This is a genomic window from Phycisphaeraceae bacterium, assembly GCA_015709595.1.
Lineage (GTDB): Bacteria > Planctomycetota > Phycisphaerae > Phycisphaerales > SM1A02 > CAADGA01.
Window position 1 is genome coordinate 129,187 of sequence record CP054178.1, and the last position, 14,106, is coordinate 143,292.

Genomic DNA, 14,106 nt, shown 5'->3' on the forward strand with positions numbered 1-14,106 from the left:
TCATCGCGCGGCGCCTGGACATGGCCGAGCGATGGAGCACGGCGGCGGCCTGCGGATGAAGAACGGCACGCTGCCTTATCGCCCCGACCGGTCCATCCCCGGCGGGCTGATGCGGCCCGAGGCATCGAGCGTTCTGCTGCGCACATCCTCCACCACGCCTTCCTCGTTGATGTAGATCTCCAGCGGCGAGATGTAGTCCCAACGCCGATCATCCGGCAGTTCCACCCACTGGCAGCTCGGACAGATCAGCGGCTTGTGCAGCAGATCCTGGCTGACGACGATGGCGTCCTTCTCCAGGGGAATCTTGATCGCCACAACCACGCGGTCGGTGATCTCCTTCGAGTACTTCTCATCGAACAGGGCGTGACAGTCCGGGCAGGTCTGGCGATAAAGGATCCATACCTGCTTCCCGCCGTTGTAGAGAGCGTGGTCAATGTTCAGCGCCCTGGCCAGCGGCGTCTCGTCAATGGGATGGCCCTTCCAGAAGTGCGGCTGCTGCTCGTGCCAGGGCACATGCCGCTCGTCGCTGGGCGGGATGGGATTCGTCCCCAGCGCCAGTCCGATGGCCGCCCACACCACGCAGGCCACCACCGCCCATTTGGGCGTGCCCCCCACGCGGCCAGACGCCTGCTCCACGGACCCACGAGCACCCTCCGCGCGCCTGGCCCTTCCCGGGCGGAGGAGCGTCGCGCCCAGCGCCAGAGCGGCGTCAATGAGAAGCATCACGCCTGGTGGAATGGGAAAGCGACCACCAAAGCAGCCGCAGTCCCCGCCGAACGCCGCCGCCCAGTACGTCACGCCGCGCACCGAAGCGTGGTGGACAATCTCCGCCAGCAACACGAAGCAGAACACGGACATGATGACGATGGCCGCCAGCCGCGCGAACCGGGCGATCAGCAGCATCACCCCCACCGCCACGAACTCCACGCACAGAATCGCGCGCAGAATGACCATCAACGTGTCCTCGGCGGCCATCACGTCGCGCGTGTTCTCGCTCACCACGTGCTGAATCCACGTAGGCAGACGGCCGGGATCGGCGGCGGTGTACTTGGCCAGCGCGCCCAGCAGCACCCACAACGGGATTACCAGCCGCACGAGCGCGGCGTCGAGAATCCCTCGAATGGAAGCGGCGGCGGACGGTGGGGAGTCAGACATGCGTCGATGCTCGCGGAAGTTTCGCCAACTGTACGCCCCACGGGCGCGGGAGGATCGGGCGCGGTTCGAGGGATGGAAGATGCCGCTGGACAGCGCAGAGCGTCGATCGGTGTCGTATCGTACGGCCACGTTCCCACCCGTCAGCCGCCAGCCAACCAGATGCCCCCCGTGAGCACCGCCGCCAGCCCAACCCGTCCGATCGTGCTGTTCACCGCCTTTGAACCCAGCGGTGACTCCCACGCCGCTCCGGTGATCCGCGCGCTGAAGCGGCTGGCGCCCGAACTGGACATCTACGCATGGGGCGGACCGAAGATGGAGCAGGCCGGGGCGACGATTGTCGAAAAGAGCGTGGATGACGCGGCCATGGGGCTGGGGGCGATCGGCAAGGCGCGGGCGGTGAAGAAGCAGATCGGCCGCATCAAGCGCTGGGCGAAACAGGCGAGGGTGGTGGTCCATGTGCCGGTGGATTCGCCGGCCTCAAACTTTCCCATCTGCCGCATCCTGCGAAAGCAGGGAGCCAGAACCGTGCATCTGGTGGCGCCGCAGATCTGGGCGTGGGGCGGCTGGCGCATCGGCAAACTCCGCCGCCGGACGGATGGAATCCTCTGCCTGCTGCCCTTCGAGGAGAAGTGGTTCAACGATCGGGGCGTGCCGGCGACCTTCATCGGCCACCCGGCGATCAACCGCGCGCTGGATGAACAGGAACTCCATCGTCAGGCGGGCATGCTGCCGCAGGCCGCGCCGCGGCTGGCGATCTTCCCCGGCTCGCGCACGCACGAGGTCAAGAAGAACGTCGGCCTGCTCTTCGCGGCCTTCCGCGACCTGAAGACGCGGCACGCCGACCTGTGCGGCCTGGTGGTGGCCGCCCGGCCCGCCCTGGGTCAGATCATGCGCAAGAAGTTCGCCGTGCTGCCCACGGGGCTGCACATCGTGAACATCGACCCCGACGTGGCGGTGCATTGGTGCGACTTCGCGCTGACGGTGTCGGGCACCATGTCGCTGGACATCGCGCGGCAGCACAAGCCGATGGTGGGCGTCTACAGGGTGGGGTGGTTCGCCAAGGCGCTCTCGCTGGTGATGCTGCGGACGAAGCACCGCCTGCTGCCCAACATCATCGCGGGCCGGCGCATCGTGCCGGAGTTCGTTCCCTACGCGGGGGGTCCCGGCAGGATTGTGAAGGCCGTGTCGCCGTTCCTGGAAGATACCGCACTGGGAGCGAAACAGCGGGCCGACCTGAAGCAGATGCTGGCGGCGTTCGCCGACAAACGCCCGGCGGAGGAGGGCGCGGCCCTCATCCTTCGCGTGCTGAGGGGGCAGCCGTTCCGGGCGGAGAAGTGAGTCCGCCGATGGACGCGGATGAAGCAGGTGAACGACGGCATGGGCGTCAGGGCGTTGACGCTTCGAGTATGATGCGCAGCATGCGCCAGTTCATTGCCGCGTCATGCGTCGCGCTTCTGCTGGTCACGAGTGGATGCGCCTCGACCACCGCCGCATCATCGAGCGATTCCGCCGGCGAATCGAGCATCATGTCGGTCTCCGGGGAGGCCGTGCAGGAAGGAACATCCGCCATGCGACTCGGCAATTTCTCAGTCAGTCTGGCCGTCAAGGATCTGAACGCCTCGCGCGAGTTCTACGAAAAGCTGGGCTTCCGCGTGTTCGGCGGCGACGCCTCCGGGGGCTGGCTCATCCTGCAGAACGAGTCCAGCACCATCGGATTGTTCCAGGGCATGTTCGAGAAGAACATCCTCACCTTCAACCCCGGCTGGGACAGGGCGGCCAACATGCTGCCGGACTTCGACGATGTGCGCGACATCCAGCGTGAACTGATCCGGCGCGGCATCACGCCCGTCACGCCCGCCGATGAATCCACCACCGGCCCGGCGGCCCTGGTCATCGTCGATCCGGACGGCAACCCCATCCTCATCGACCAGCACGTGCCCAGGCCGGGCGCGAAGTGAGCCGGGGCGGCTGGTCATTGCCGAGTGATGCTGTTGAACCCCGCTCAGTACATCAGCCGCGCCGGGTTCTCCAGTTGGCCGATGATGTCCTGCAGGAAGGCGATCTCCTGCCCGCCATCCGCGATGCGGTGATCGAAGGAGTGCGAGAGGGGCATGATGAAGCGTGGCTGAATCACCGGCGGGACGCCGGCGCCGCTGGGAGATCCGCCCACCACCCAAGGCATCCACCGCGTTCTCCCCACCGCCAGCACCGCGCACTGGCCCGGCGCGATGATGGGCGTGGAGTAATGCGACCCGCCGAACGCCCCGGCGTTGGAGATGGTGTACGTGCCGCCGCGCGTGTCGGCCACGCTGAAGGATGCGGCGCGGGCTTTCTCGATGATGGCATCCAGTGCATCGGCGATCTGAATCACCGAGAGCCGGTCGGCGTCGCGGATCACCGGGGCCACCAGGCCGCGCTCGGTGTGGACGCCCACGGCGACGTGGATATATCGCCTGTAGACGATCGCCTGCTTCTCAGCGTCGAACACCGCGTTGAACACGGGATGGCGCGAAAGCGCCTGCGCCACCGCCCGTACGATGAACGCCAGCATGGTGAGCTTGCGATGGCCGTTGGCGGGCGAAGGATAACCCTTGCGCAGCGCCTCGAGGTCGGTGACATCCGCATCGTCCGAGTCCGTCACATGCGGAATCGTCGTCCACGACTGCGTCATGTTGGCGGCGATGGTCTTGCGCGCCTGGCTGACGGGCACGATGCGGATCGGCCCGTGCGCGTCCGCCGCATCATCGCCGGGGGGAATCGTCATGGCGGCAGGCGCGATTGAAGACGTTGGCGCACCCACTCTTCCTTGGGGAGAGGGCGGGCGTGCGGGTCGTGACCATGTCGCCTGTGCTGTCGCGGCCTCCGTTGAGGCGGGCGCACCGCTCCCAGCCGCCGCCCGCTCGACATCCTCGCGCGTCACGCGCCCGTTGGGGCCGGAGCCCTGAATCGCGTTGAGGTCGATGCCCAGCTCCCGCGCCAGTTTGCGCGTGGCGGGCGAGGCGGGCACATGCCTCCCTGAAATCCCCTCACGACCGCCATGAGACGCCATGGATGACGACACGCGCGGCTCGATCATCGCGGTTTCCGAGCCAGGGACGTCCCCCGTGGCCGCGGTGCCCCGTGCAACCGCACCCGCGACGGGTCGCCCGGCCGCAATGCCGCCGCTCGCCCGTGCTTCTGCACCTCCGTGCGCCGGCTCTCTCTCGCCCCCGCTCGCCTTGCGCCACGTCACCATGACATCCCCCACGTGAGCGAGCTGGCCCTCTTTCACATGCCACTGCTCGATGACACCCGTGAACGGGGCGCGGATTTCGACCGCCGCCTTGTCAGTCTCGACCTCCATGAACGGGGCGTCTTCTCTCACGAAGTCGCCGACCTTGGCGTGCAGACGGATGATCTGCCCTTCGTGAACGCCTTCGCCAAGATCAGGGAGCTTGAAATCAGGCATGGCCGGTGATGCCTCTCAAAGACGGGCGAAACGGGAATTGGATGATAGTGTCTCCCGCGAGTCTGTGCAGTGGAGGATCGCGGGATCGCTCCGCCGTCTCCGAACGCTCATCCACGCAGAACCCTGGTGGCCACAGGATGCTGCAGAAGCCACTCGACACGATGGACTGGACGAGGCGAAAGCCATGCCGGCGGCGGATCGGCTCGTCGCCCGGCACGATGGAATACATGATCCCGGCAATGCCGGGTCGCTTCAAGGCCATGACAGGCCACAACCACAGGCCCCCGGGGCAGCCCGTGGCCGACGGTGCTCGGCACGTATCGATATCAAGAAAGAGCGTCCCCAAGGGGATTTGAACCCCTGTCTTCACCGTGAAAGGGTGACGTCCTGGACCGGGCTAGACGATGGGGACGAGGGTTCGATCGTAGGCGCGCGGCGAAGACCCGCCAACGGAGCGGCGATGTTCGCCAAGGCGAACTCGTTCACAGTCTCCATGCACGCCGGTCCATCATCCAAGATTGCCAAGATGGCTCCGGAAGAGGAGGAAACATCGACAACCGACAACCGATGGCCACGGGATCATCGGCGCCTTTGGCGTCGCGACCGCTCACGTCGCTCCGATCGATACCGGCAGCGGCTGACGAGCGGGCTGATAGTTGGGCTTCACCGCCAGCGAGAGTGGGATGCGCTTGCCGTCCGGCCCCTTGGGAATGTTCTCATCGTCGATCAGCCGCTGGATCGCCATGATGCCTTCGATGAGCATCTCGGGCCTCGGCGGGCAGCCGGGCACGTACACGTCCACCGGAATGAACTGATCGACGCCCTGCACCACGGCGTAGGTATCGAACACCCCGCCGGTGGAGGCGCAGGCGCCCATCGAGATGACCCACTTGGGCTCGGCCATCTGCATGTAGATGCGCTGCAGCACGGGCAGCATCTTCACCGCCACGCGCCCGGCGACGATCATCAGGTCGCTCTGGCGCGGGCTGAATCGCATCACCTCCGCCCCGAACCGGGCCAGGTCGTAGCGGCTGGAGGCGGTGGCCATGAGCTCGATGCCGCAGCACGCGGTGGCGAAGGGCATTGGCCAGACGCTCGACCGCCGCGCCCAGTTGATGAGACGGTTGAGCTGCGTCGTCATGTACCCTTCGCCGGTCAGGGCGGCTTCGAGACCCATGCATCACTCCTGAATGCCTCGCACCGCGATGCGCCGTACGGCGCCGGGGGCTTCGGACCGACAATCGTAGTGGTCGGAGCGACGATGGGCCAGTATCGGATTCGGAGTCCCCCGACCCGGCATGCGTCATGCGGCAAGCCGCTCCAGCTCGTCGGCGGACTTCACGATCGTGTAGAGCCGCTCCAGGCGCATCATGCGGAAGAGCTGGGCCACGTCGGGGCGCAGCCCCAGGAGCACGGACCTGGCCCCCTGCTGGGTGGCCTGGTTGCGAAGATCGATGCACATCCCCAGCCCCATGCTGCTGACGAACGACACGTCGCTGAGGTCGATGACCAGCATCCTGGCCTCGCGCCCGGCACGGCGCATGATTTCGCGCACTTCCTCAAGGATGATCGGCGCCTCGCGCTGACCGATGGATGGACCGACCGGCCGCACCAGCAGCATCCCCCGCTTCAGCTCCGTCGCGACGTACTGACGACGACCGGGTTCCGAAGGTGGACGAGGATCGGGTGTGAGTTGCATGGCCGATGATGAATCGGCTGGTTTCGACGATGACTGGCCGCGCAGGCGCGGCGCCGGGCGGAGGGCCAGCCGCACAAATGGCAGGGGTTCGCCGGCCCGCATGGGCGATGACCGCTAATCTCGCATGTCGGGCAGCCGTCCGGCCGTCAGACGCTGCTCGCCGGAGGCCAGATGGATGCCCGGCGCCAGAGGCCCCGACTGGTCGGGAGGCACGAACAGGTACCCGCCTCGCGCCACGATCGAGCCGTCGGGTTCCTGCCTCCAGGAGGTGCGGAGCCATGCTCTGGGCATGTCCGGGAGCGACCAGAGTCGCTCGTCTCGAAGATTCAGCCCCCGCACCGCCGCGGTGGGGCGTCGCCTCTCGCCATCGACCGTCTCACCGCCGACCACCACGATCAGCCCATCCCGCTCGAACACCGCGGGACGGGCGATGCCGCCTTCGATGCCAAGCCGTGGACCGGGCAGGATCGCCAGCGTTCCCGGGTTCAGGAACCATGTCGCATCACTGCTGCGACCTGTCGCGGGGTCGATACCGCCGACCACGAACACGCGACCATCCGACAGCCGCGAGACGCCCGGCTCGTGGAGATGCAACTCCCAGGGCGTGGCCCACACCTCGGATCGACGACGCTCGTCCACTTCGTCGGGGCGGATGATCTCGATCGTTCCCCGATCGTCGCCGCCGATGACAAGGATGTCACCCCCCGGCAGAGCGATCGAAGCGTGCCCCTGCCTGGCGTGGCGCAGCGGGATCCGATCCACCCATTTCAGCAAGGCGCCGTCGAAGATGCGGACCGCGTCGCGCCACACCACCGCGACGCGGCCGCCCGGCAGCGGGTGGGCGGTATGACCGAACATCGGCTCGTCAATCGCCTCCGCCTCGGTGCTTCCGGCACTGAAGGGGTCGAGCACTTCGCAGGCGTCGAGCGCGCGCAGCGTCCCGCCCAGCGTGCCTTGTACGCCTCCGACGATCAGGTATCGACCATCGCCCAGGGGCGTCGCGGTGTGCCCCGCACGCGACTCCAGCATCTGCGAACCGATCGGCTGCCACCCATTCCGCCGGTCCATGATCTGAATCGCCACCGTCGTCTCCAGACGCTGCGTGAAACCGCCAAGCACCGCCAGTCCGGATCGTCCGGCGACGACCGCGCCATCAAAGACGGGCAGCACCATGCGATCGTCAGTGGTCGTCCACCGCCCCCAGTGAGGCGGCGGCGCCGACGGTGATTCCGGCGGTTCCGCGAATGTCTGACGGTCCGGTTGCCCGGCTTCGCCGATCATGCCAGACGAAAGCGGTTCACGCACCACCCATGGCGGCAGGTGCACGCCCACGAGCGTCAGGCCGATCGCCATGCTGTGCCAGCGGCGTCTCATGCCATTGTCCTGATCGTCTGCCTGTGGCTCGAAGCGCCCGGTGCGATTGCGCCATCGCGTATGACGCCATCAAGCGGCACGGAAGATCGACACGCTCCCTCCCTGATATCGGACGATCCCCGCACCGAGTTGACTCCCTCGTGGGCGCGGTCGAACGCGCTGCCGGTGGATTCCCCCGCGCTCCTGGAAACGCTGCAATGGCTGCCGGAACGGTTCGCGCGGTACGAGACAACCCGCTACATCACCCTGTCCGACGCCGATCCGGACTGGGTTCGAACGCAGACGACGCATCTTGAGCGGGCGCACCAGCAGTTCCTGCGGTTCTGCCGTCGTCTCGGCCTGCAACCGGGACCGCTGCGTCACAAGCTCGTGTGCGTGATCTTCGCGTCGCGGCTGGAGTATCGAACCTTCGCGCGGGAGCGGGACGGCGTCGCCGATCCCTCGATCGCGGGCTACTACGCGCCCGCCGCCGATCGGATCGTCTTCTACGACCCGTGCGACAGCCCCGGCGCGGCGGAGGCGCACGCCGCGCTGCGCCGATTGTCCGAACAGGTCTCCCTGCTGGAAGAATCGGCGCGTCGGTGCGAACGGTTCGGACCATCGGATGAATCACGCCGGTTCCGGAACGAACTGAGCGAACGACGGGCGCAGCTCCACGAAGCACGACGCCAGTTTCAGCACCGGCTCGACCGGGCCGCGGCGGCCACCGTGGTTCACGAAGCCGTGCATCAACTCGCCTTCCACACCGGCGTCCAGTCGCCGTACGTGCAGTATCCGCTCTGGATCAGCGAAGGCCTGGCTACCGCGTTCGAGACTGAATCACCCGAGAACGCCTTTGGTCCCGATCACGAGTACGCCAGCCGACGGCAGGGCTTCGAGCGGACCCTGCGCGCCGGGCATGTGATGCCGGTGGCGACGTTGGCGACGCTCACCATGCTGCCCGGCGGCGGACCAGATTCGTCGGCAAGGCCGACCAGCGCGCCCCCCGATGAACCCCCGGATGACGACGCGGTACGGCTTCTCTACCACCAGAGCTACGCGCTGGTCACGTGGCTTGCCCGGTACCGGCGGACCGAACTCAGACGGTACCTTGACGCCATGCTTCTCGAGCCGCCGGGCCGACCGACGCGCGAGCGGCACCTTGCCATCTTCACCGAATGCTTCGGCGACCCCGTGAAACTGGAGGCCTCCTGGCTTCGGTACGAGCAGGAACGTGCCGGGATGATGCGAGCCGACCACATCAACCCCATGCGAGATCAACCCGACATCGCCGCCGAGTGAACCGGACGCACGCCTCGTCAAGCGGTCAATCCGCCGCGTGCGGCAGCGTGTCCGGATCGTGCCAGAGCGATTCATCCAGCCGCTCGACCTGGATCACCGGCCAGTCGTGCTTGACCTCGATCTCCGCGGTCGGTGGTTCGGACGGGAAGAGTTCATCCACCTGCGCCGCCAAGCCGCGCAGCGACGACGTGGTTCGCCGAAGTTCCGCGGCGATGCGCTCACGAGCCGCCCGCGTGATGCCGGCCACGCGCTGCGCCGCCAGCACGCCGTCGCCATCCAGCAGCAGAGGTCGCCAGGGTTCGAGGGCGCTCAGCGCCTGCCTGGCGCGCTCCTCCACCTGCCCAAGCCGCGCCACGTCGCCATCAAGGGCGTCGAAACGCCACATCTGTTCGGCCACATCAATCGCCCGTCGCTCGCACACTTCCGCACTCTCGAGCATGCGCTGACGCAGGGTGGCCATGCGCAGCTCCACCGAATCGACCTGCTCCTCGCCGTCCACGAGTGCCCTGCTCAGCCGGTCACCGACGACCGTCGCCCGCGCCAGCAGCGACCGCATCTCCTCGATCGCCGCGGAGAATGAGCCGGCGCTGGCGGCGCCTTCGGCAATGTCATCCAGCGCATCGGCCGCGCCTTCGGCGCGTTCGACGGCGGCATGCACCCGCGCTTCGACCTGCTCCAGCCGCTGCCGATGCGCGGTAATGGCTTCTTCGCGGGCGGCCAGTGACGACATCGCCCGAGCCAGGGCCTCGCTCACGCGCGATTCGACCTGCGCATCGATCGCTTCAAGCGCCGCCTGGACGCGTGCTTCAACGACCTGGGCGACGCGCGCTTCAACCGCCGCCAGGTCGTTGACCAGCTGCACCCGGCGTTCGGCGTCCGAAATCAGCCCTTCGATGCGGTCGATCTGCGCCTGGGAGGCCTTGAGCAGCCGCGCCCCCAGGTTCAGCCGTTCCTGCAATTGACGCGCCGCCGCCGCCGAATCCGCCTCGGCTCGGCCCGCGGCCTCCAGCGCGTCGCGGAGCCGCTGCTCCTCCCGTGACGATCGCTCCACCAGCATGCGCAGCGTCTGGATCGTCCGCTCCAGGGCGGGCCTGTCGATCACGCGCGGTGCGGGCGTCGGATTGGCGTCATGCATGGCCTGACCGCCTCGATCAATCGCCGCGGCGACATCCTGCGGCGACACGCTCACCACCCGTCGCGGGCCGGAATCCATCGAACCGGATCGCTCAGGGCGGTCGCCAAGCGTGGCAGGCGAAGCGGTCATGGCGCGTCTCCACGTCTCCCGGAACGGCCGGCTCCGCCGACCGCGTCGTGCCCGTGCGGCGCACGACGGATGTCCCACGTCGCGGTGGGCCGTGGGACGTATCGGCAAGACCGCCGATCGAGCATGAATGACGCACGGCGTCCGCCAGGCGACGCCCTGAGGGCGCCGGCGTGGGTCGCCGCCCCTATGACGGCCGCGGAATGGTCAGCGTCACGCCCGCCGCCTCGCGCAACTGGGCCTCGCGCAGGCGACCGATGATGGCGCCCGGCTGACTCGACTGCCCCTCGTCCACCAGCGCGAACCCGATTCGCAGGAGCCGATCGGCCGGCGCCTGCTCGGGCGGGAGCGCCAGGGCGTACGCGCCCACCGACCCCTCGACGCGATGCAGCAGGCCCTCGCGCACCAGCCGCTCCAGCATCACCTCCACCAGCGGCTCCGGCAGCGACACGGCGGCGGCGGCCTCGGGCGCGGTGGCCGGCTGGCCCTGCTGGAATCGCTCCAGCACGTGCTGCATCAAATGCACGATGCCCGCCGGATCGACCAGCCCGGTCGGGGCCCGTCGGGTCTCCAGATCCTCCATGCGATGCGTGTCCACCATCTGGATGGCGACCGCCACCTCCAGTCCGAACAGCACCACCAGCCACATCACGTACACCCAGAACATGAGGACGGGAATCAGTCCCAGCGACCCGTACACCACGTTGATGGTGAAGGCGTTGGAGAAGTACACCGCCAGCAGCGACTTGCCGCCCATGAGCAGCACCGCCGTCACGAACGCGCCGCCCAGTGCCGCCCGCATGGACAGCGCGGCGTTGGGCACCAGCCGGTACACCAGCAGGATGAACACCCACGCGAAACAGAAGTTCCACGCCAGGTTCGCCAGGTTCAGCACCCAGTGCCACGCCGGCACCGAGGCGATCCAGCCGCCCACCCGATTATCCACGTATTGCGTCAGGGCGATGGCCACCGGTCCGTTGACGAGCACGAAGAAGTAGAGCGGGACGCGCCGCGTCCACGACCGCCCCGAGGGCGCGCGGCAGATCTGGTTGAAGCTGTTCTCGATCGTGACCATCAGCCCGATGGCGGCGTAGATGATGATCGCGGCGCCGATCCAGCCGATCACGTCGAGCCGGAAGCTGGTCGCCGCCTCGACCATCGACTCGACGATCGTGTCCAGCGACCGCTGCTCGGTCGCCCCCGCGGCTGTCTCCTGCGTCAGCGAAATATCGCGCACGCCCAGCGAATCGAGCGTCCACGACACGATGCCGCGGAACATCTCCTCGCCGCGCAGGGCCTTCACCAGCACCGTGGCCACGATCAGCACCGGAATCAGCGCGAAGAAGGTGCGGAACGAGAGGGCCGCCGCCATCTGCGCCGCCCGGTCCTGGCGCAGATTCCGCCAGCCATAGCGCCCCAGGAAGAACAGGTACCGCACCAGCCGCTCGGACGCGCTGCCGCCGCCTGTCGCCGCGGGGGCGTGGACCAGCCAGTTCATCAGGTTGGCAAGGCGATCGCGCATGGTTCCCAGGAGGATTATCGACCATCCACGGACGCGGGACAATGAGGGGTTGAAGGTGGTCGGCTCTCAGTGGGGGCTGCCATCCTTGTGCCAAGGTCGGAGCGGCCGTGCGGCTCATTCCAGTGGAACAATGACCGGAGCATCACCGTCGCCGCGATGGCTCGCCCGGCTGGCACGACTCACAGAGCCGCAGCACGCTGCAAGGGCTGACGATGACCGCCCCTCACTACCATCCAGTCGTGACGCCGAATCGCCCCATTCTGCTGATCCTCGGCCCCACTGCGGGGGGCAAGACGGCCCTTTCCCTCGAACTCGCCCGGCGACTGCCCGGCGGCGGTGAATGCCTCGCCGCCGACTCCATGCAGATCTACCGGGGCATGGACATCGGCACCGCCAAGCCCACTACCGCCGAGCGGGCGGCCGTCCCCCACCACCTCATCGACATCGCCGACCCACGTGGGGGGGCATGTGGGGTGGACGGCTTCACCGTCGATGACTGGCTCGACGCCGCCGAGCACGCCATCGCCGCCATCCGCGCCCGCGGCTGCTGGCCCATCATCGTGGGGGGAACCAACTTCTACATCAAGGCGTTCCTGGAAGGCATGTTCGAAGGCCCCCAGCCGGACCCCGCCCTGCGGCGGGAGCTGGAAGCCCTCGACCAGGCCGCCCTGCGAACCGAACTGGAGCGCGTGGACCCCCCCGCCGCCGCCCGCATCCACCCAAACGACCGACGCCGGACCATCCGCGCACTGGAAGTATTCCGCCAGATGGGCCATCCCATTTCGGCCCTTCAGTCGCAGTGGGATCGCGGCCGGACGCGCCCGAATGTTCGCATCATCGGGCTGGACTACCTCGCCGCCGCCATCAACCCGCGCATCAACGCCCGCGTGAAGGCGATGATGGCCGCGGGTCTGGCGGACGAAGTGAAGCGTCTCTGGCAGGCGGGCGACCTCGGCCCGCAGGCCCGCGAGGCCCTCGGCTACAAGCAGCTGATCGACTGGCTGGAAGGTCGTTGCACACTTGATGAAGCCGTCGAGCAGATCAAGATCCGCACGCGCCGCTACGCCAAGCAGCAGCGGACGTGGCTGCGGCGGTTCCGGCTGTGGCCCAACGCCCGCTGGTTCGAGGTGACCGACCCGGACGCCGGGCCGCCGTTGGAGGCGATCCTGGACTGGGTGATGGAATCGGCGTGACCGTCTACCGTGGCGCCGCCGTCCCGTCGTACACAATCGGGGATGTACGTTACGGGGGGGCGAAATGCGCGAGCACGGCTTACAGGTCGTCTTCCATGTTCTCCATCGCCGGGGCGATGATGGCCAGAAGTTCGGGCTTCGCCATCAACCGCTGCTGCGCGGCGAAGATGGATTGCATGGCCTCGCCCATCTCCTTCTCGAACATCTTGGCGATGCGCTGCTCGGTGGCGGCGTCAATGGGCGGAACTTCCTTGGCACGGCGCCCGCACTCCTGCATCTTGGCCCGAACCGCTTCGATCCTGGGCACGGCGGCCTTGGCGCTGGCCTCATCCGTGATGCCCGTGAGGATGGACGCCATCTCCTTCATGTTGGCGACCATGTCCTTGCTGACCGCCTCGGCGGAGTCTCCGCCGCAACCGACGAGAAGAGAAGCGAGCAGCAGGGTGACGGCGAAGGTTGCGTATCTCATCGAAGACCCGGATCCTTTCGTTGGTGGTTGCGGCAGGCGGCGTGCCGGACATGGCGTTCGAGCACGCTATCGGGCGGCATCGTACGCCGGCCGGAGGCGAACGCCACGACTGGAGCGACGATCTCACACCTGTCGGCGATGGACACCGGCGCGTCTTGATCCGCGGCGTCACGCGTTCCCGTTGCGTCCTCTCAACTGCACGACATGCGCGAGTTCCGGTGGCTTGCCTTCGCCGCCTGACAAAGCCAACGATCACCCCGCATGATCCGCGTCTCGATCCCCTTCCACCTGCGCACGCTCGCCGGTTTGACCGGCGATGGCGATGTGCTGGTGGAAGTCGCAGGGCCGGTGACGATCGCCGCCGTGCTGGAGGCGCTGGAGCAGCGGCATCCCATGCTGCGGGGCACGATCCGCGATCACGGCACGCTGGCGCGGCGGCCGTTCATCCGCTTCTTCGCCTGCGGGAAGGACCTTTCACACGACCCGCCTGAAGAGACGCAGCTTCCCGAGCCGGTGGCGGCGGGGCACGAGCCGTTCCTGGTGGTGGGAGCCATCGCGGGGGGCTGATCGAGGGCGCCGTGATGCAGCGCCACGAGTGGCCGAGCGACCCCAGCGCCGTGGCGCGCTACGCTGCAGCGGGAGTCCTGCCTGGTGTTCAGCCGCTCGCGCGCGGGGCGCGGGCAACCTGGCGGACATCGCCGTGC

General features: G+C 67.7%; 13 protein-coding genes and 1 tRNA gene. 5 read left to right on the plus strand and 9 right to left on the minus strand.

Going from position 1 to position 14,106, the window contains the following annotated elements:
• Nucleotides 1-75: 75 nt before the first annotated feature.
• On the minus strand, nucleotides 76-1,155 hold the full coding sequence (locus HRU76_00595; protein QOJ16186.1) for a hypothetical protein: 1,080 nt from the start codon (nucleotides 1,153-1,155) through the stop codon (nucleotides 76-78).
• A gap of 168 nt (nucleotides 1,156-1,323) precedes the next feature.
• Here HRU76_00595 and HRU76_00600 point away from each other — a divergent pair, with 168 nt between their 5' ends.
• On the plus strand, nucleotides 1,324-2,493 hold the full coding sequence (locus HRU76_00600; protein QOJ16187.1) for a hypothetical protein: 1,170 nt from the start codon (nucleotides 1,324-1,326) through the stop codon (nucleotides 2,491-2,493).
• Between the two features lie 230 nt (nucleotides 2,494-2,723).
• Complete coding sequence (locus tag HRU76_00605; protein QOJ19049.1) at nucleotides 2,724-3,113, plus strand: VOC family protein; 390 nt, start codon at nucleotides 2,724-2,726, stop codon at nucleotides 3,111-3,113.
• Between the two features lie 44 nt (nucleotides 3,114-3,157).
• On the opposite strand, the gene HRU76_00610 is transcribed toward HRU76_00605, so the two are convergent.
• From HRU76_00610 to HRU76_00630, 5 genes are all read right to left on the minus strand, one after another.
• Nucleotides 3,158-4,603, minus strand: coding sequence for a 2-oxo acid dehydrogenase subunit E2 (locus HRU76_00610; GenBank protein QOJ16188.1), 1,446 nt, complete (start codon nucleotides 4,601-4,603; stop codon nucleotides 3,158-3,160).
• Between the two features lie 337 nt (nucleotides 4,604-4,940).
• Nucleotides 4,941-5,015: transfer RNA gene (locus HRU76_00615), tRNA-Glu, on the minus strand.
• A gap of 195 nt (nucleotides 5,016-5,210) precedes the next feature.
• Nucleotides 5,211-5,780, minus strand: a complete 570-nt coding sequence (locus HRU76_00620) for an NADH-quinone oxidoreductase subunit B (GenBank protein ID QOJ16189.1) — start codon at nucleotides 5,778-5,780, stop codon at nucleotides 5,211-5,213.
• A gap of 126 nt (nucleotides 5,781-5,906) precedes the next feature.
• Complete coding sequence (locus tag HRU76_00625) at nucleotides 5,907-6,302, minus strand: STAS domain-containing protein (protein ID QOJ16190.1); 396 nt, start codon at nucleotides 6,300-6,302, stop codon at nucleotides 5,907-5,909.
• Nucleotides 6,303-6,416: 114 nt separating this feature from the next.
• Nucleotides 6,417-7,676: a hypothetical protein gene (locus tag HRU76_00630; GenBank protein ID QOJ16191.1), complete on the minus strand. Its 1,260-nt coding sequence runs from the start codon at nucleotides 7,674-7,676 to the stop codon at nucleotides 6,417-6,419.
• 129 nt (nucleotides 7,677-7,805) lie between these two features.
• Here HRU76_00630 and HRU76_00635 point away from each other — a divergent pair, with 129 nt between their 5' ends.
• Nucleotides 7,806-8,957 (plus strand): DUF1570 domain-containing protein, encoded by a 1,152-nt coding sequence (locus HRU76_00635; GenBank protein QOJ16192.1) that lies wholly within the window; start codon nucleotides 7,806-7,808, stop codon nucleotides 8,955-8,957.
• A gap of 25 nt (nucleotides 8,958-8,982) precedes the next feature.
• Here the strand turns inward: HRU76_00635 and HRU76_00640 are convergent, their stop codons facing one another.
• On the minus strand, nucleotides 8,983-10,221 hold the full coding sequence (locus HRU76_00640) for a hypothetical protein (GenBank protein ID QOJ16193.1): 1,239 nt from the start codon (nucleotides 10,219-10,221) through the stop codon (nucleotides 8,983-8,985).
• 184 nt (nucleotides 10,222-10,405) lie between these two features.
• A complete protein-coding gene (locus HRU76_00645) occupies nucleotides 10,406-11,740 on the minus strand; it encodes a YihY/virulence factor BrkB family protein (GenBank protein ID QOJ16194.1) in 1,335 nt (444 codons plus the stop codon).
• A gap of 212 nt (nucleotides 11,741-11,952) precedes the next feature.
• On the opposite strand from HRU76_00645, the gene miaA reads away from it, so the two are divergent.
• Nucleotides 11,953-12,933, plus strand: coding sequence for a tRNA (adenosine(37)-N6)-dimethylallyltransferase MiaA (miaA, locus tag HRU76_00650; protein ID QOJ16195.1), 981 nt, complete (start codon nucleotides 11,953-11,955; stop codon nucleotides 12,931-12,933).
• A gap of 79 nt (nucleotides 12,934-13,012) precedes the next feature.
• Here miaA and HRU76_00655 read toward each other — a convergent pair whose 3' ends face one another.
• Nucleotides 13,013-13,402: a hypothetical protein gene (locus tag HRU76_00655; protein QOJ16196.1), complete on the minus strand. Its 390-nt coding sequence runs from the start codon at nucleotides 13,400-13,402 to the stop codon at nucleotides 13,013-13,015.
• Between the two features lie 261 nt (nucleotides 13,403-13,663).
• On the opposite strand from HRU76_00655, the gene HRU76_00660 reads away from it, so the two are divergent.
• The gene (locus HRU76_00660; GenBank protein ID QOJ16197.1) at nucleotides 13,664-13,969 is read left to right on the plus strand and encodes a MoaD/ThiS family protein; all 306 of its coding nucleotides are present in this window, start codon (nucleotides 13,664-13,666) and stop codon (nucleotides 13,967-13,969) included.
• The last annotated feature ends 137 nt before the right edge of the window (nucleotides 13,970-14,106 follow it).

Excerpts from the sequence above, each read along its gene's own strand:
- HRU76_00620 (QOJ16189.1), bottom strand. The coding sequence starts at position 5,780 with ATGGGTCTCGAAGCCGCCCTGACCGGCGAAGGGTACATGACGACGCAG.
- HRU76_00630 (QOJ16191.1), bottom strand. The coding sequence starts at position 7,676 with ATGAGACGCCGCTGGCACAGCATGGCGATCGGCCTGACGCTCGTGGGC.
- HRU76_00610 (QOJ16188.1), bottom strand. The coding sequence starts at position 4,603 with ATGCCTGATTTCAAGCTCCCTGATCTTGGCGAAGGCGTTCACGAAGGG.
- HRU76_00605 (QOJ19049.1), top strand. The coding sequence starts at position 2,724 with ATGCGACTCGGCAATTTCTCAGTCAGTCTGGCCGTCAAGGATCTGAAC.
- HRU76_00625 (QOJ16190.1), bottom strand. The coding sequence starts at position 6,302 with ATGCAACTCACACCCGATCCTCGTCCACCTTCGGAACCCGGTCGTCGT.
- miaA (QOJ16195.1), top strand. The coding sequence starts at position 11,953 with ATGACCGCCCCTCACTACCATCCAGTCGTGACGCCGAATCGCCCCATT.
- HRU76_00660 (QOJ16197.1), top strand. The coding sequence starts at position 13,664 with ATGATCCGCGTCTCGATCCCCTTCCACCTGCGCACGCTCGCCGGTTTG.
- HRU76_00595 (QOJ16186.1), bottom strand. The coding sequence starts at position 1,155 with ATGTCTGACTCCCCACCGTCCGCCGCCGCTTCCATTCGAGGGATTCTC.
- HRU76_00645 (QOJ16194.1), bottom strand. The coding sequence starts at position 11,740 with ATGCGCGATCGCCTTGCCAACCTGATGAACTGGCTGGTCCACGCCCCC.
- HRU76_00655 (QOJ16196.1), bottom strand. The coding sequence starts at position 13,402 with ATGAGATACGCAACCTTCGCCGTCACCCTGCTGCTCGCTTCTCTTCTC.
- HRU76_00640 (QOJ16193.1), bottom strand. The coding sequence starts at position 10,221 with ATGACCGCTTCGCCTGCCACGCTTGGCGACCGCCCTGAGCGATCCGGT.